At 73.9% G+C, this 16,949-nt stretch carries 11 protein-coding genes; 4 read left to right on the top strand and 7 right to left on the bottom strand.

Features of this window, described 5'->3' with window-relative positions; translation table 11 throughout:
- Nucleotide 1: 1 nt before the first annotated feature.
- The 6 genes from WMF11_RS33230 to hisF all read right to left on the bottom strand — a co-directional run bounded on the left by WMF11_RS33230 (nt 2) and on the right by hisF (nt 9,049).
- On the bottom strand, nt 2-1,489 hold the full coding sequence (locus WMF11_RS33230) for an HTTM domain-containing protein (RefSeq protein ID WP_437973586.1): 1,488 nt from the start codon (nt 1,487-1,489) through the stop codon (nt 2-4).
- Nucleotides 1,476-2,924 carry an imelysin family protein gene (locus tag WMF11_RS33225; RefSeq protein WP_437903270.1) on the bottom strand — a complete coding sequence of 483 codons (1,449 nt, stop codon included), beginning with the start codon at nt 2,922-2,924 and terminating at the stop codon, nt 1,476-1,478. The genes WMF11_RS33230 and WMF11_RS33225 overlap by 14 nt, the downstream gene beginning before the upstream one ends.
- A 180-nt stretch (nt 2,925-3,104) precedes the next feature.
- On the bottom strand, nt 3,105-4,805 hold the full coding sequence (locus WMF11_RS33220) for a delta-60 repeat domain-containing protein (RefSeq protein WP_437973585.1): 1,701 nt from the start codon (nt 4,803-4,805) through the stop codon (nt 3,105-3,107).
- Nucleotides 4,806-5,237: 432 nt separating this feature from the next.
- Nucleotides 5,238-5,621: a TerB family tellurite resistance protein gene (locus WMF11_RS33215; RefSeq protein WP_437542893.1), complete on the bottom strand. Its 384-nt coding sequence runs from the start codon at nt 5,619-5,621 to the stop codon at nt 5,238-5,240.
- 33 nt (nt 5,622-5,654) lie between these two features.
- Nucleotides 5,655-8,240 carry a hypothetical protein gene (locus WMF11_RS33210; protein ID WP_437973584.1) on the bottom strand — a complete coding sequence of 862 codons (2,586 nt, stop codon included), beginning with the start codon at nt 8,238-8,240 and terminating at the stop codon, nt 5,655-5,657.
- Nucleotides 8,237-9,049, bottom strand: a complete 813-nt coding sequence (hisF, locus tag WMF11_RS33205) for an imidazole glycerol phosphate synthase subunit HisF (RefSeq protein ID WP_437851199.1) — start codon at nt 9,047-9,049, stop codon at nt 8,237-8,239. The genes WMF11_RS33210 and hisF overlap by 4 nt, the downstream gene beginning before the upstream one ends.
- Before the next feature lie 192 nt (nt 9,050-9,241).
- Here hisF and WMF11_RS33200 point away from each other — a divergent pair, with 192 nt between their 5' ends.
- Together WMF11_RS33200 and WMF11_RS33195 are read left to right on the top strand one after the other, a co-directional pair.
- Nucleotides 9,242-11,257, top strand: coding sequence for a zinc-ribbon domain-containing protein (locus tag WMF11_RS33200; RefSeq protein WP_437973583.1), 2,016 nt, complete (start codon nt 9,242-9,244; stop codon nt 11,255-11,257).
- Entirely contained in the window at nt 11,254-12,519 is a 1,266-nt protein-coding gene (locus tag WMF11_RS33195; protein WP_437542883.1) for a hypothetical protein, read from the top strand. Before WMF11_RS33200 ends, WMF11_RS33195 begins: the two co-directional genes overlap by 4 nt.
- A gap of 49 nt (nt 12,520-12,568) precedes the next feature.
- Here WMF11_RS33195 and WMF11_RS33190 read toward each other — a convergent pair whose 3' ends face one another.
- The gene (locus tag WMF11_RS33190; protein ID WP_437973582.1) at nt 12,569-14,809 is read right to left on the bottom strand and encodes an alkaline phosphatase D family protein; all 2,241 of its coding nucleotides are present in this window, start codon (nt 14,807-14,809) and stop codon (nt 12,569-12,571) included.
- Between the two features lie 220 nt (nt 14,810-15,029).
- Here WMF11_RS33190 and WMF11_RS33185 point away from each other — a divergent pair, with 220 nt between their 5' ends.
- Entirely contained in the window at nt 15,030-16,463 is a 1,434-nt protein-coding gene (locus tag WMF11_RS33185) for a DUF6986 family protein (RefSeq protein ID WP_437903263.1), read from the top strand.
- A 56-nt stretch (nt 16,464-16,519) separates the two neighbouring features.
- Nucleotides 16,520-16,861, top strand: coding sequence for a hydroxyisourate hydrolase (gene uraH, locus WMF11_RS33180; protein WP_012238509.1), 342 nt, complete (start codon nt 16,520-16,522; stop codon nt 16,859-16,861).
- Nucleotides 16,862-16,949: the final 88 nt, after the last annotated feature.

The following is a 16,949-nucleotide window of genomic DNA, read 5'->3' as shown; positions in this document are numbered from 1 at the left end:
ATCAGAGGGGGCGGATGTGGGGGGGAGGCCCCTCTGGAGCTGGAAGGATGTAGGGCGCCGGGCCGAGGCCGTCGCGGACCGCGGCGAGATCGACGCCGGGATCGATGAGGCGCGCGATGCGGCGGCCGTTGAGCGAGACGAGGGCGTCGGCGCGCACCTCCACCGGCCCGCGGCCGCGGCGCTCGAAGTCCTCGCGGATGTGACGGGAGAGCTGCAGGATGAGATCGGGCTGGCCCGCCATCTCGCGCTCCTGCAGGCGCGTCAGGTACTCCCGCGGGCTCACATGCCATGTCCGGCCGGTCTGCCTGCTGCGGACGATGAAAGTGACGCTCCCGTTCTTCTCGCGCACCATCACGCGCCAGGAGAAGCGCATCCCCTGCTCGTGCCAGCGCACGTTGCCGCCGTACGCCAGGAAGCGGAGCGGCATCGCGAGCTGAACCGCGCAGTACGCGGCGCCCAGCGCGAGCCCGAGGGCGCGCAGCGATCGCGAGGGCGGCGCCGCCGGGGGGAGGGCAGGTTCGTCTGTAGGCGCTTGCGGCGCTTGCGGCGCTTGCGGCGCGCCGGCGCCGCCGCGGGCGGGGAGCGCGCGCGCTCGGAGCCGGGAGAGGACCCGCCGGGGCCACTCCGGGGGGAAGAACACGAGCGCGGAGAGGACCATGATCACCGGGAACATCCCGATCGGAAACAGCGCGCGCGTGACGACGTGGAACAGGATCACCGCGGCGTACGCGAAGGGGCGGAGCCTCCGGCAGAGGAGCAGCCAGACGATGCTGGTGTCGAACAGGAAGCCCGCCCAGCTCATGAGCGGCGCGGCCCACGGGTGCGTGAAGAGCGGGCCGAGGACCGCCATGTCCGTGCGCGAGCCGAGCCAGATGCGGAGCGGCTGCGCGTGCAGGAGCCAGTCGGCGTCGGCCTTGGCGAGCCCCGCGAACGTGTACACGACGCCGACCTGGAAGCGCAGCAGGTAGAGCCACGCAGCGGAGACGGAGCGCTCGCTGCGCCGCGAGAGCAGCGCGTCGATGGACCAGGCGCGGTGCGCCGGCGACGCCGCGAGCAACAGGCCCAGCAGGCTCGCCAGGTAGTAGTGGTTGAGGTACGTCGTGACGTCGATGACCTGCAGGTAGGTGAAGCCGACGACGAACAGGGGCGCCGCGACGCGGAACATGAAGCCGAGGGCGAGCGCCAGGGCGAGCGCCGCGAGCGCCCAGAACAGGGCGTGCATCCCGGCCGGCGAGAGCGGCTCGACCCACGCGAGGCCCCAGTACTTGAAGTGAAAGCCCGGCTTGACGAAGAACTCGTCGATCCAGCCATACGCGATGAAGCGCGCCATGCTCACGCACATCGTGAGCCCGAACAGGGCGCGGAACGCCGCGAGCCAGGCGATGTCGATCGGGCGAAACAGCGCTCGATGCAGCGCCGCAGCCGCGCGCGACCACGCCGCCGCGAGCCCCGGGGGGCCCGCGCGGCCAGGGGGCTCAGTCGTTGTCACCTTCCGACGACTGGGGCAGCTCGAGGTTCAGCGCGCTGACGAACTCCGTCTTGAGCAGGTCCGTCAGGGCCTTCACGGCGGTGTAGACCGACTCGACCTTCGCCCGGTCGGTCGAGAGCGCCTGCTCCAGCGGCAGGTCGAGCGCGTCCACGGCCGACTGGGCTCCCGACAGCGCCGCCAGCATGCGATCGGCGAGATCGGCGGAGTCGACCGCGCGCAGCCAGTCGTCGAACCCGACGCCCTCGCCGCCCTCGCCGCAGCCCTGGAACAGGCGCCGGAAGCCGCGCAGGTTGGCCCGGATGTGCGCCGCCGAGGCCAGGGCGAAGCGGGACTCGAGCGCCTCCGGGCAGGTGGGCGTGACGCAGTCCTCGGTGAAGCCGAGCGGGCGCCCGAGCTTCCAGTCCTTCAGCTCCTTCTCGACATAAAACATCGCGTCGCTCACCGCGTTGAGCGCGTCCTGCTCGGTCGCGAAGACGGGGCTCCCCTGGCCGGCCTGGGTGAGCTTCTCCCGGAAGCTCCCCGCCTCGGGCGCCCATGCGCGCGCGAGCGCGCCCGCCTGGGCGAGCACGTCCGCCGCCGCCGCCGCGGCGTAATCGGCCTTGCGCTGCGCGAGCTCTCCCGCGGCGAGCGCCGCCCACGTGCGGTTCGCGTTGATGGGCGAGTACTGCGAGCAGGCGTTGTCGCCGCCGCCGTAGAAGACGAGGTACTCGAGCGCCGCGAGGCCGCGCCCGTTGATGAGCGACGAGGAGAAGCTCGGCTGCGCATAGGCGCGGCTCACGATCTGCTCCTCGACCTTGCACCGGCTCACGAGGGGCCAGGAGTAGATCTGATCCCGGAGGTCCTGTCCTCCGGGCTGCGTGGAGCTCGCCGCGGGGCCGAAGCGGAAGAGCTCCACCTCCTGCCCGACCGCCATGGCGGCGAGCCAGGCGCCGCGCGCGGCGGCGGCGCTCGGCTCGCCCGGGCCGCGGGCGAGGGCCGCGGCGCTCTCGTGCAGCGCGCGCGCCTGCGCCTCGAACTCGCAGGCGCGGTTCAGCGCGCAGTCCGCCGCTGCGGTGATCAGCTTGGCCTTGCTGAAGGGGCCTTCCGCGACGGGGACCGGGGGACACACGTCGCCGGGGACCGGTTCGCCGCCCCCGGCGCCCCCCGCGCCGCTGGCGCTCCCGGCGCCAGCGGTCGTGGCGATCGCGGAGGAGGCCGCCGTGGTGCTCGTGGCGCCGCTCCCGGTCGAAGGCACGGGCGCGGACCCGCCGCTGCCTGGCGGCTGCGCGACGCCGGGCCCCGCGCCCTGGCCCGTATAGACCACCTCGTCCGGGGGCGGCTTGCGGCACCCGGCGGCCGCGGCGACGCCGACGAGCGACAGCAGGAGCGCTGTCGAGAAGCGGCGGCCCGCCCTCTCGCTCCGGGCGCGGTTCATTGTCGGCCTCACGCTGTTCATGCTGCCTCTCCGAGATACGGGCGCTCGCCCGGGGCCCGCCGGCGTCGCGGCGGCCCCGAGCTCGTTTCGCGCGAGAATCGTCCGTCGTGCCCTGCCCGTCAACACGCAGGGAGCGCTCCCCCGCCTGTCAGCACGGCGCGGCGGGGGGGCGCCTCCCGGCGCGCGTCGGTCGTGTGAGCGTCAGTCCCTCTGCGCCGGGACCGGCAGCAGGACCAGCGTCGCGTCGTCGTCCTCGGGACCGTTGCCGTCGGACCGGTACCCGGCGGCCGCGAGCCACGCGCCGTTCGGCGACAGCGCGACGCCGAAGAGCGAGTCATCGGGGCGATCGAAGCTGTAGCGCCGGTATCCGTTCGGATCGAAGCGCGTGTCCAGGGCGCCGTTCTTGTCGAACAGGGCGATCATCCCGTCGATGTTGCCCGTCGCCGGGGTGGCGCTCCCGACCATCACGACGCGATCGTCGGGCAGGGCGAGGAGGTTGCGCCCGCGGTCGTCGTCGCCGGCCACGTCGAGCAGGACGCCGCCGGCCACGCCCCAGGAGGAGTCGAATCCGCCCGTGGCCGTGACGCGGAAGGACACGAGATCCACGGGCCCGCTCTCCGCGGAGCGCCCGTAGCCGGTGGTCACGTACTTGCCGTCCGACTGGCGAGCCGCGCCGTAGGCCTCGGCCATGCCGAGCGGGAACGGCGCGAGCCTCACGACGCCGTCCGACGAGAAGGTCGTATCCGGGGTGCCGTCCGCGTTGAGCCGCAGCAGCACGATCTGGTTCCTGCCGCCCACGCTCGTGTAGCCGGAAGAGAAGATCTTGCCGTCGGCCTGCACGAACCCGTTGCGCGGGTTGTCGCCCAGGTTCAGCCCGTCGACGTCGAGCGTGTGGACGCCCTCCGTCGCGAACGTGGTGTCCAGGGCGCCGTTCGCGGTGAGCCGCACGATCGCGCGATCCCGATCGGCGCGAGCCGCCGCCTTCCTGCTGGCGAAGAGGACCAGCCGATCGCTCGCGTCGCGGTCGACGCCCCAGAGCAGATCGCCCGTGTTGCCCTCGCCGACGCCGAGATCGTGGATGGCGATGCCCTCGGTGCCGAACGTCGTATCCAGCGTGCCGTCGGTGTTGAACCGCACGACCGCGAGATCCGCGTCCGACGGCGTGGCGCTCGGGTCGTGCTCGACCTGGCCGGCGAGCACGACCTTCCCGTCCGACTGCAGGACGATGCCGCGCGCGGTCTCCGTGGTCTTGCCTGCGACCACGTTGACCCTCGCGACCCCGTTCGTGCCGAAGGTCGTGTCGAACGAGCCATCGGTCTTGAAGCGCGCCACCGCCATGTACGTGTCGCCCGCCACGGCCACGTGCCCGGCAGCGTAAGCTCTGGACTCGGCGTCGAACGCGACGGCCCAGAAGCGGTCGTCCGCGGCTTCGTCGAGCGCCACGACCCCTGCGAATCCGGTCGACCAAGGCTCCTCGCCGGTGTCGCTGCCGCCGGTGCCGCCGCCCTCGCCGGCGCCGCCGCCGCCGGTGTCGCTGCCGCCGGCGCCGCCGCCCTCGCCGGCGCCGCCGCCGCCGGTGTCGCTGCCGCCGGTGCCGCTGCCGCCAGTGCCGCCGCCCTCGCCGGCGCCGCCGCCGCCTGTGTCGCTGCCGCCAGCGCCGCCGCCCTCGCCAGCGCCGCCGCCGCCTGTGTCGCTGCCGCCGGTGCCGCCGCCCTCGCCGGCGCCGCCGCCGCCGCTGCTGCTCGTCGAGGGAGCGCCGCCGGCGCCGCCGCCCCCGGAGTTCGCCGAGTCGCCGGAGTCGTCTCCGCACGCGGCCACTCCGCCGAGCAGCACGCACCAGGAAAGTCCGAACGTCGCGAGCACGGTCCGCTGCGCGGACAACCAGGTTCTCTTCACAGGCATGGTCGGCAATCCCTTCATGAACATGAAAATGAAAGTCGTTATCTTTGTTGGATATGATCTTGCATGACGTCCACGCTGTCAAGAGATTCTGCTGTCGCTATCCCGCCAAGGCCTTTCCTTGCTGGAAATGCCGCCTGGAGCTGAAGGTGTGGGGATGGCGCTTGGGGTAGGGGAGCGCGGCGTGTGGCGCGCCTTTGAAGATGCCCGCATTGCGCCGCGCGACGCTGTCTGGGGCACCTCACGCGCGGGCAGCCTGCTCGGCGATCCATGACCGCGCGGCGCATGGCGGCGAAGCGACTCCGCCTGGGGTCGGTTTCCTTGCGGAGCACGGCGGAGCGCGGCCGACCGGCCGGAGAGGGCGGCCGGCCGAGATCGCAGCGGGAGTCCCGGCGGCGGCCGGGCCAGCGGCGTTCGGGCGCCGCGCAGGCTGCGTCAGAGCAAGGTCAGGAGGCGTCGGGCGCGGGCCTCGGCCGCCTGGATGATCTCCGCGGACTCCGGCTCGGGGAGCTCAAGCTTCTTGCTCAGCGCGGCGATGTACTGCTTCTCCGCGTCGTGCTGCTCGCCGTCCACGAACGTGAGCAGCACGGCGTGCTGCAATAGCGCGCGGCGGTCGTCGCCGCCGAGCTCGCCGAGCGGCACGTCGTCCAGGGTCCTTCGCTGGGAGGCGTAGGCGCGGATCTCCTTCGCCTGGTCCTCGTTCGCCTCGAACGCCGCGATCAGCCCCTCCACCATCTCGCGCTCGGCCTCGTGGAACTCGCCGTCCGCCCACGCCACGCTCACGAGCGACTTCACGACCGCCATGCTCTGCTCTTGCATGGCGACGAGTGTCGTCGCTCCCCCGGGGCAACGTCAATCGTGAGGGGAGGGCGCCCTCGCCTCGGCGCGCGGGACGATCTGGAGCGCTCCCCGTGCGAGCGGCTCCGTCAGCGAGGCGAAGACCTCCGGCCGCAGCGTTCCAGCGAGCCCGGCGCAGAGCAGGGCGAGCGCGAGGAGCGCGAGCCACAAGGACAGACCTCGCCGGCGCGGGGCCACCAGCGGCACAGGCGGCCTGCTGCCGTCGTCCATCGGGGCGACCGGAGCGGATCCGGGCGTGGCGCGCTCGGATGCAACGGGGCGCAGCGCGCCGGCGAGCGGCGGGCGCGCGCCGGGGATGGCGCGCGCGGAGGTGCCGGAGACAGCAGCGACCGGCGGCGGCGTGAGGGTGAGGTCGAGGCCAGCGAGCGCCTTCATGCTGCGCGCCGCGCGGCGCTGCGCGCTGTGCTCGGACTGCGCGACGAAGCGCGCGACGAGCTCGTCGACCCGGGAAGCGCCTGCACCGACGCCATCCGCGGGCGGGCGCGCGCTCCGCGATCGCCGCGAGGCGTTCCACACGATCGCGTCGATGGGACCGAGCTCCGCCGGGCACGGCGTCTCTTCCGGCTCTGCGTCGACGGGAGGCTGCGCTGATGCTGCATCCGGGGGCGCCAGGTCAGCGGGCGGCAGCTCGGGAGCTGCTGCGTCCACGGGCAGTTCCTCGGGAGCGAGAGCAGCGGGCGGCTGCTCGGGAGCTGCTGCGTCTGCGGGCGGTTCCTCGGGAGCGAGAACAGCAGGCGCCTGCTCGGGAGCTATGTCCGCGGGCGGCTGCTCGGGAGCTGCGTCCACGGGCAGTTCCTCGGGAGCGAGAACAGCAGGCGCCTGCTCGGGAGCTATGTCCGCGGGCGGCAGCTCGGGAGCCGGATCGGCGGGCGGTTCCTCGGGAGCTGCTGCTTCAGCGGGCAGTTCCTGGGGAGCTGCGTCCGCGGGAGGCGTGCCGGCGTGCGCGGTTTCCGGACCGTCGGCCTCCGCCGCGAGCAAGGCCTCGATCGGCGCGGCCGGAGCCGTCGGGAGCGGCGCAGCCGGAGCGTCGTCGTTGCGCTGCGCCGGAAGGGGCCAGGGCAGCGTGTGACGCGCCGCTGGCGTCTCGTCGAACGGCGCGACGGCCGCTCGAGGAACCGCGGACACGGCGAGGTCCGCCCGACGGACGAGCGGCCAGGCGCCATAGGCCGGTGTGACCTGGAGCGCCGCGTCCGCCGCCATGAAATGGATGGCAGGCGCGCGCGACGTCTCGATGGACTCCGGGACCTCGGTCACGCTGGCAGGAGCGTCTGCCACGGGGGAGAGGTCGGCCCCGTCGGCCGCCTCTTTCTCCTCCCAGACGGCCGTGGCCACGGTCGGCGTCGGCTCCTGCGAGAGCGGCGCGACGTCGGCGGGATCCGGGGAGAACTCGACGAGGATCGACTGGGTCGGTGTCGGCTCCCGGGAAGACAGCGCGACGCCGGGAGGAGCCGGGGAAAAGTCGACGAGGAGCACCTCGATCCCCTCGGGGCTCGTGAGCGCTTCGCTGCAGGCAGAGGGGCCGCAGGCGACGAGCGACGGCGCGGGCATGGGCCGCGCTTCTTCAGGAGCGATCTCCGCCGCCGCGCGCGCGAGCGGCGCCACCGGCGCGATCGTCCGAGCAGGCTCGATGAGCTCCGGGATGGCCGGGATCTCGGCCGGCGCTGCGGCCTCATGGAGCTCAACCACCGCCTGCACGACGGTCGGGGTGGGCTCCGGCAGCGCCTCGACCTGCTCGCTGGCGTGCGCAGGCGCCGATGGGTTCTCGGGACACGGCTCGACAGCTACCGCACCGGCAGCATCGCCTGCGCTCGCAGGCGCCGGGGGCGCCACCCCGGCGATGGCACACGCGACGAGCCCGGGGCTGAGCGTGAGCTCCACGACCGCAGGTGCGACCGGGCCGGGGCTGAGCGTGAGCTCCACGATGGGATTCGGCAGCGGGGCAGCGGGGGCGTCGCAGCGCGGAGCAGCGGGGGCGTCGCTGCGCGCGGCAGCGGGGGCGTCGCAGCGCGGAGCAGCGGGGGCGTCGCTGCGCGGGGAAGCGGCGGTCGCATCGCGCCGCGTTTGCTCCGCTTGCGGCGGCGGCCGCATCTCGTCCGCTTCCGGCGCCGCAGGCTTCGCCTGGACCTCCGGGCGCGGGCGCCTCAGCCGGCCGGCCTCCTTGGCGCGCAGCGTCTCACGGGCGAGCCGCGCCAGCGCCCGCCGGGCGGCGTTGCGGTTCACCGGGATCAGCGCGGCCTCGAGCTCCCGCGCGACGGCTTCCGGGTCCTGCTCGTGCGCGGGGCGCGGGCGCGCCGTCGCCGTGAGGTTGGGCATGCTGCCGGCGGACGCGGCGAGGAGCCGGGCGAGCAGGTCGCGCAGCAGCCGCGCCGCCTCGGCCGGCGCCACCGCCTCGCCGCGCGTGCGCACCGTGACGGTGCCCTCGGTCGTGAGCAGCACCGCGCGATCGTCGAGCCTGAGGGGCAGGCGCGACGTCGCGTCGCTGACGGCGAGCGCGAGGTAACCCGAGGTCTCCGGCACCAGCGAGGCGCTCCGCGCGTGCGCCGCCGCGACGACCTCCTCCAGGGTGACGCAAGCGCTCACGAGCGCCCCCGGCCCGCCGCGTCGCCCGGCCCGCCCGCGCGCGCCGGCCTGACCGGCACCCCCGCCGCCTCGAGGTACGCCTTCGCTTCGCCGATCGTGTACTCGGCGTCGTGGAAGATCGACGCGGCGAGCGCGGCGTCGGCGCCGCCCTCGACGAGGCCGGCGCGCAGGTGATCCAGCGTCCCGACGCCGCCCGAGGCGATCACCGGGACCGGCACGGCCCGCGCGATGGCGGCGGTCAGCAGGAGGTCGTAGCCGTCCCGCGTGCCGTCGCGGTCCATGCTCGTGACGAGCAGCTCGCCCGCGCCCGCCCGCGCGATCTCCTCGGCCCACGCGACCGCGTCGCGCCCCGTGTCCCGACGGCCGCCGTGGGTCACCACCGTCCAGGCCACGCGCGAGGGATCCGCGATCCGGCGCGCGTCGATCGCCACGACGATCGCCTGCGCACCCCAGCGGTCCGCGGCGCGCCGCACGAGGTCGGGATCGTTGACGGCGGCCGTGTTGATCGCGACCTTGTCCGCACCCGCGTCGAGGAGCGCCTTGATGTCCTGCTCGGACTTGACGCCGCCTCCGACCGTCAGCGGCGTGAACAGCACCTCCGCCGTGCGCGCCACGACGTCGAGGATGATGCCGCGCTTCTCGTGCGACGCGGTGATGTCGAGGAACGTGATCTCGTCCGCACCCTCGGCGTCGTAACGGCGGGCGGCCTCGACGGGATCGCCGGCGTCCCGCAGCCCCACAAAGCGGACGCCCTTCACGACGCGGCCGTCCTTGACGTCGAGGCACGGGATGATGCGCTTCGCGAGCATACGTCCCGCGTTAGCCCACCTGCCACGTCAGGGCCAACTGTTGCGCTGTGCGCCCGCTCCGGCGCCGCGGGGGGGCGTCCTCGCGCGCCTCTCGCACGTTTTGCCGGCATTTCCGGCCGCCGGGGAGGCGCCGCGCGCCGGCCGCAGCGCCCGGAGCCTGACCGCGCCGCGGTTCCTCGCTACCATGGCGCCATGCATTGCCCGCACTGCGGGAGACCCGTACCCGAGGGCTCGATCGCGTGCCCGCACTGCGGCGCCGCGCTCGCGCCGCCGGGCGGAGCGGCCGGCTACTACGGCATGAAGCCCGCGGCCCGCACCATGGTCGGCGTCACGCTCCCCGACCTGCTCCGACAGACGCCGTCCGCCCCCGCCGTGCCGGGCGGCGCGGGCCCCGGCCAGGCCGCGCTGCCGCCCATGGCCGGCGGGCCGGCCGCCGCCTCGCGCACGATCGTCGGCATGCCCGCCGCGATCTTCGGGGCGGCGCCAGCGCAAGCGCAGGCCGATCCGCGCCTGGCCGGGGGCACGCTCGTCGTCGGGACCCCGGCATCCGTGGCCCCAGGAGCGCGCCTCGACGCGCACGCAGCGCCGGCCGCGCCGCTCCATGCAGCGCCGGCCGCGCCGCTCCATGCAGCGCCGGCCTCACCGCTCCACGCGGCGCCGGGCGAGCTGCGCCTTGACCACACCGTGCCGATCGGCCCGGGCCTCGGGGCGCCGCGCGCTCCGGTGCCGCTGCCCGCCGTGTCGCGGACGCTGGTCGGCGTCGCCCGGCCGGGCATCGCGCCGCTCGCGCCCGGCGCCCCGGCCGACCCCGAGCCCGATCCCGAGCTCGACGCGCGCTACCAGCCGGCCGGCGAGCTCGGCGCCACGATCGCGCCGGCGCGCTTCCGCGCCCCTCCGCTGCAGAACCCGGCGCTCATGCGCCCCCATCGCCTGAAGCAGCGGCTCCCGCCGCCGAAGGGCGAGAGGCGCCCGCGCACGTCGCGCCGGGCCGTCGCCGTCGTCGTCGCTGGCGGCGTGCTCGCGCTCGGCGCGGTCCTGTTCGCGCTCCTCTGGCCGAGCGCGCCCCCGGTGACCGCGCGCGCCCGCGCCGACGCCGGCGGCCGCGAGGTCATCGAGCTCCGGTGCGACAGCTGTCCTGACGGCACCGCGGTCTCCATCGGCGAGGGGCGCGCGACCACCGCCGGCCGCGTCGCGCAGATCCCGCTCGCGAGCCCGCTCTCCGTCGGCGAAAACCGGATGAAGGTCGCCATCGACCGCCCCGGCAGCGGGCGCGACGAGACGGTCGGCGTCTCCATCCACGTCGCCTACCGGATCCGGCCGGACCTCGGCACGCTGCAAGGGGAGCGGCCCTCGATCCAGGTCGTTGTCGAGGCGAGCAAGGGCACGCAGGTGCTCCTCGACGGCAAGGAGGTCGCGCTCACGAGCGGCCGGGCCATCGAGTCGATCGACGTCACCGACGCGGTCACGGGGCCCTCGGACGAGACGAGGACGCTCACCCGGCAGGTACCGTACACCGTCACGCCGCCCGACGGCCCGCGCGAGCAGGGCATGGTGAGCGTCGCGGTCGGCATCGTCCCGCTCACCATCGAGTCGCCCGGCCCGAGCGTGGTCATCGACAAGGAGAGCTTCGTGCTCGCCGGGCGCACGGCCCGCGGCGCGCAGATCTTCGCCGGCGCGCACCCGATCGCGGTCCGCCCCGACGGCACCTTCGCGCACGTGATGAACGTCTCGTCCGTGGGCGCGACCCAGTTCGAGGTGCGCGCGAAGATGCAGGGGATGGCGCCGCGCATCGCGAAGCTCGCGGTGCGCCGCGTCGACCGCCTCGACACCGCCGCGAAGGAGTTCGCCGGCCGCGGCCCGATCGGGTACGCCGAGCTCGCCGCCGGCGGGAAGGACTCCATCGGCAAGCCGATCGCGCTGACCGGCGAGGCCCTCGAGGTGCGCCGGCAGGGATACGCGACGCTGATCCTGCTCTCGATCCCGCCCGCGTCCGGCTGCAAGGAGGGCGGCGCGGCCGCCGCGAGCGCGGACGCCGCGCCGCGCTCTCCGGAGGCGTGCAAGGTCCGCCTCGTCCATGGCGCCGACAACCCCGCCCAGCGCGGGGACATCCTCACCGCCTACGGCAGCGTCGCGCCGCCGTTCGTCGCGCCGGGCGGCGCCGAGATCCCCGAGGTGCAGGTCGAGTTCACCGTGAAGGGCGGCCGATGAGCGCCGCGCGCACCACGTCGCCCAGCCCGCGAAGGCCGCGTCGCGCCCGGACGGCGGGCCTCGCCGCGGCCGCGCTCCTGCTCTCCGCTGCGGCGCCGCTCGCCTTCGCCGACGCCGTCGACACGAGCCGGCCGCACACGATCGTGGTCGGCGCGCCCCGCGGCTTCGCCCCGAGCGAGCGGCTCGACGCGCGCCGCACGGGCCGCTCCGCCGCGCGGCTGCCCTTCCCGGCGCGCGAGGCGTGGCGAAAGCAGCTCCGCGGCGGGATCGACGCTGCGCCGCTCGTGGACGCCGCGGGCGATCTCCTCCTCACGCTGACGGTCCCCGAGGTCGTCAAGCTCGGCGCGGACGGCCGGGAGCGCTGGCGCGTGCGCATCGGGGACAGCGCGCCGCTCGCGCCCGCCGTGCTCACGAGCGACGGCACCCTCGCGCTGATCACCTCGTCCGGCGTCGCCGTCGGGCTCACGCCTGCGGGGAGCGTGCGCTTCGCCGTCCCCCTCGGCCTCCGGGGGCGCGACGCCGACGTGACGCCCCTCGCGCTCGACGACGGCGGGCTCGTGGCGGCCCTGGGGCGCTCCCTTGTCGAGCTCGCCGCGGACGGGACCGTGCGCGCCCGCGCCGAGATCGCGGATCGCGCGACGGGCGCCTTGCTCGCGGGCCCTGAAGGCACGCTCGTGACCACCGAGTCGGGCGCGGTGCTGACCTGGCGTCCGCCCGGCGCGCCGAGGCGGCTCGGCTCTCTCGGCGGCGTGCCTCGCCGCGGCGCGGCCCTCGCCGACGCCCGCACGCTGCTCGCGGTCGTCGACGCCCGCCGCCTGGTCGCGCTGGATCTGCCGACAGGGACCGCCGGGGTCCGCGCCGGCGCCGCCTTCAGCGCCCTCGACGGGCCGCCCGCCATCGGCGCCGGGGGCCTGGCCGTGGTCCTGTCCACGACCGGCCTGCTCCTCGGGGTCAACGCGTCGGGCGACCTGGCGTTCCGGGTCGCGATCGACAGGCCTCCGGGGTCCCCACCCGCCGACGCCGGGCTCTCCGGCTTCTTCGGCCCGGTGGACGCCAAGCCGAGCCCGCCGGTGGTGATCGATCGCGCCGGCCGCGTCGGCTTCGTGCGCGCGGGCGGGCGCGCCGGCGTCGTCGAGGCGGACGGCAATGTCTCCATCGCGGCCGAGCGCGTCTGCTCCGCGCCGGTCGCCGTCATCCCTGCCGGCGAGGAGCGGATGGCGATCGCCTGTCGTGACGGGACCGTGGTGATGCTGGCGCGCTAGAGCGGGGCGGCAGCGCTGGCCGCCCAGCTCGGTCGATGGATCCTGCGTCCTAGCTTGCGGTGCGCGGGATCCACTGCGTCCAGGTGCCCTGGTCCTCCAAGTACAGCTCGGACTCGGCCGCCTTCGTCTTGTACCGCGCGATCGTGATCTGCTCGTCGAGCGCCGCCGCGCCGGTCTCGTCGTACAGGGGGGCGGCGAGCGCGTCTTCGGGGATCATGTGCATGCTCACGACGAACTCGTCGGCATTCGCCTCGACGATACAGAACCCGTTGCTCGTGGCGTTGCTGAAGGCGAGGTACGGATTGGCCTTCTTTATGCTGTCGTCGATGTCGAAGTCCTCCTTCTCCAGGACGTCTTTCAGCGTCGGATGGCTCGCCAGCCGCTTCGTCAGCACCGAGCGGCACGTGGCCGACGAGATCGCGGCGCCGCCGAACTCCACGATCTTGGACGTGGCGCCCTCCACGGCGGCCGTCCCTGCGAGGAAGGCGCCGAGATCGCCGGTGATCGACACCACGTTGCCCTCGACCGTGGTGAGCATCCCGATGAGCTCGTCCCGTTCCTTGCGGAAGCCGTCCCAGCCGTCACAGCTCAGGTAAAAGTGTCGGGTGAGCGACTCCTGCTCGGGCTCCGCGGGCTCTGTGGTGTGGGCGAGGACGAGCTGTGAAAGGGGGTATTCGTTCCCCCATACCTTCCAGGTGCTCTGGGACTCCTCCATCGTCTTCTGGAACCAGGCTCTCTGCGCTTCTCCCATGACATCCGCCTGGGAGGCGAACGGCAAGTACGGGTCGAAGGCATCCTTGATCACGAAGTAGCGCGACCCGAACGCGCTGTAGTAGTCCGTCTTTCCGAAATCGGCGTAGGCGAACCCGCTCTCCATGAAGGCGAAGTCACTCGGCGGGATGGGGGGAATCGGATCCTTCCCTTGCTCGACCCTGTGCTCGTTCAGCTTCGCCACGATCTCGCCGACGACCTTGGCGCTGACGGGGCGGAGCTCGCCCTCAGCGAAACCGAGGTTCGGGTCGAATTCGAACAGGGCCGCAGCCTCATCCAGCGCCCTCTTGTAGATATCCCAGCTGCTGCCGTTGATGTCCGGGATGTAGCGGCTCGTGTAGGGCAGCAAGTCGGTCAAGCTCGCCCCGAGCTCCACCTGCTGAACGACGACCTTTCCCGGGAAGGCGTCCTCCGGGATCAGGTGATCCGCGCGGTAGGAGCGGAGATCCGTCATCACGAGGTGGACGTGCTTCCCGAACGGGAAGTCCCGGTAGATGGTGATATCGTCCGGGTACGCGACCGCTCCGTCGTAGCGGAACTCGTCGCCCTTCGGATCATTCGGGTATTCGGCCGGCATGTACTCGAACCAGGCCTGGTTCGCCGCCTTGCGCCGGTGCTCGTCCGTCTCCGGCTCCCGGCCGTCCAGATAGGCCGCCGTCGCGCCGTGGCCATCGTCGGAGAACTCGTGATCGCCCCAGACTGCGATCATGGGAAAGAGCTCGTGTACCCGCTGCAGCGCCCGGTCGGACCGGTACGTCTTGTAGAGCTCCCGGTAATTGCTGAGCGACTTGGCGGCGTGGTAGGCCGCGCCCTCCGGCTCCGGCGGCTGGAAGGCGATGGCGCCGTCCACGTCGGAGAAGGAGATGCCGCGCTGCCCCGGGGGGGCCTGGAGGCTCGGGTTCCCGGTCGTCTCGTGGATGTAGCCCCCGAGGTGGACGACGAAGTCGAGCTCCTCTTTCGCCAGGGCCACATAAGCGTTGTAGTAGCGACCGATGTAGTCCTGGCCGGACACGAAGGCGAAGCGCACCGGCACGTCCGCGCCCTGCGCGGGCGCCGTCCGCGTCCGCCCGACGCGCGAGCTGACGCAGCCTTCTCCTGTCATGTAGTAGAAGCGGTAATAGTACGTGGTGCCGGGGCTCAGGCCGCTCACCTTGACCTTGACGCAGTGATCGAAGTCCGCCCGGGCGGTCACGCGGAGCTGCGTGCTGCCCGACCCCGCCGTGGCCACGTTGTCGGAGCTCGGTGTGAGCACCACGAGCTGCGTGAACCCCTCGTCGAGCGCGACCACGAGCGCCAGGTTGAGATCCGACTGCGGCTGCTTTCTATCGATGAGCCGGGTCCACAGCACGACGCTATCGGGCCGCGGATCGCCGGAGGCCACCGACTGCGGGAAGAACCCCTCATCCTCGTGCACGTCGCATGTGCCGATGGCGTCCCCATCATCGGAGCATGCCGTCGGCACGACCACCGAACCAGCGGTCACCAGCGTGGCGCGAAGAAAGTCTCGGCGTCTCATCATCGATTCAAGTCCTCCAACGACGGATACACCCCGAGCGCTGCGCGCGCAACGGCGGCGCCGGTGCCGCCGCCCTCGCCAGCGCCGCCGCGCGCGGCGCTCCTCGCGCTCGCTCGAGCGGCGCGGGTCGCATCATGGCGCCTCCTCGCGAGGAGCGCGAGCGCCACTTGACGTGCCGAGTCAGGCGGCATCTCGTGTACGCCCTACCCGCTGAAGGCACACCATGTTCCAGACGAGCCTCTCCTCCGAAGCGCTGCGCGGCGCGCTCTCGCGCCTCCGCAGCGGGCGTTCTGTCTTCGACCGCACGGGCGCGCGCCAGCCGGTCCACACCGTCTACGGCGGCGCCCACCTGTTCAAGGCCGACACGGCCCGGAAGCTCGGGGCGGTGGCCCTCCGCGCCGTCGAGGAGCACGCGCCCGACTTCGCCGCCTTCGCGCGAGCGATCGGCCTGCCGGGGGCCGAGGGGCTCCCGGAGGGGCGCGCCGACGCCCTCGCGCTCGCGGCCGCGATCGAGGCGGGCGGAGCCGCGGCCGAGCGCGCCTCCGGGGCTGCGCGGCTCGCGCACGCGGTGCACGCGCGCGTGCTCGACAAGCTCCGCAGCGAGCCCGTGGAGGACCTGCGCATCGATTTCGAGGACGGTTACGGCGTGCGCCCCGGGAACGAGGAGGACGCGCACGCCGCCGCCGCCGCGCGCGAGGTCGCCCTCGGCATGGCCGCGCGCAGCCTGCCGCCGTTCCTCGGGATCAGGATCAAGCCGCTCGGCGACGGGTGCGCCGAGCGGAGCCTGAGGACGCTCGACGTCTTCTTCTCGGCGCTCATCGCCGCCTCGGGCGGCGCGCTCCCGCCCGCCTTCGCGGTGACGCTGCCGAAGGTGGTCGCGCCCGAGCAGGTCGCCGCCCTGGCCGACGCCCTCGACGCGCTCGAGGGCGCGCTGCGGCTTCCGGCCGGCTCGATCCGGATCGAGCTGATGGTCGAGACGCCGGCGTCGATCATCGGCCCGCGCGGGGAGATCGCGCTGCCCGGGCTGGTCGAGGCGGCCCGCGGGCGGTGCGTGGCGGCGCACTTCGGGGCCTACGACTACACGGCGAGCTGCGAGATCACGGCCGCCCATCAGCGCCTCGCCCACCCGGCGTGCGACTTCGCGCGGCACGTGATGCAGGTCGCGCTGGCCGGCTCGGGGCTCTGGCTGTCCGACGGCGCGAGCAACCTCCTGCCCGTCGGCCCGCACCGCGCGCGCCCCGGCGGCGCGCCGCTCACGCCGCAGCAGAGCGAGGAGAACCGTCGCGCGGTCGTGGGCGCGTGGCGGCTGAAGTACGGGCAGGTTCGCCGCGCGCTCGAGAGCGGCTACTACCAGGGCTGGGACCTCCACCCCGCGGAGCTGCCGGTCCGCTACGCCGCCACGTACGCGTTCTTCCTGGAGGGCGTCGACGCGGCCGCCGCGCGGCTGCGGAGCTTCGTCGAGCGGGCCGCCCAGGCGACCGTCGCCGGGACGGTGTTCGACGATGCCGCGACGGGGCAGGGGCTCCTGGGCTTCTTCCTGCGCGCGATCGGCGCGGGGGCGATGACGGAGGGCGAGGCGGCGGAGAGGACCGGCCTCACGCCGGACGAGCTCAGGGGCCGATCCTTTCAAGCCATCGTGGCGCGCCGGAGCGCGTGATAGGAGAGCACCGGAATGGCCCGGTTCGCGGAGGGCCCGAGCGGCGAGGAGGACCGATGAGCGCGATCACGACGCACGTGCTGGACACGTCACGGGGCTGCCCGGCGAGCGGCGTGCTGGTGGTGCTGGAGGTCGGCGACGACGGCGGCTACCGGGAGGTCGGACGGGGCACGACCGACGGCGACGGCCGGCAGAAGGGGCTGCTGCCGCCCGGCGAACGGCCCCTCCAGGGCCGCTACCGCCTCACCTTCCACACAGGCGCCTATTACGCGGCGCTCGGGTGCGAGAGCTTCTATCCCACGGTGTCGATCCTCTTCGAGATCCGGGACCCGGCGCAGCACCATCACGTCCCGCTGCTGCTCAGCCCTCACGGCTACACCACGTACCGAGGCAGCTGAGCGCGCATCCGCCCGAGAGCGCCGTCCCGCGCGGCGAGCGCGACGCGTGCGCCTGCCGTCCGTGGTGCGCCCGGAGGCGCAGCGAGGT

It is taken from the genome of Sorangium sp. So ce295 (assembly GCF_051527405.1).
In the GTDB taxonomy this organism is placed as follows: Bacteria; Myxococcota_A; Polyangia; order Polyangiales; family Polyangiaceae; genus Sorangium; species Sorangium cellulosum_B.
Note: the sequence above shows the minus strand (reverse complement) of the source record. Positions and strands in the feature narration are given on the sequence as shown.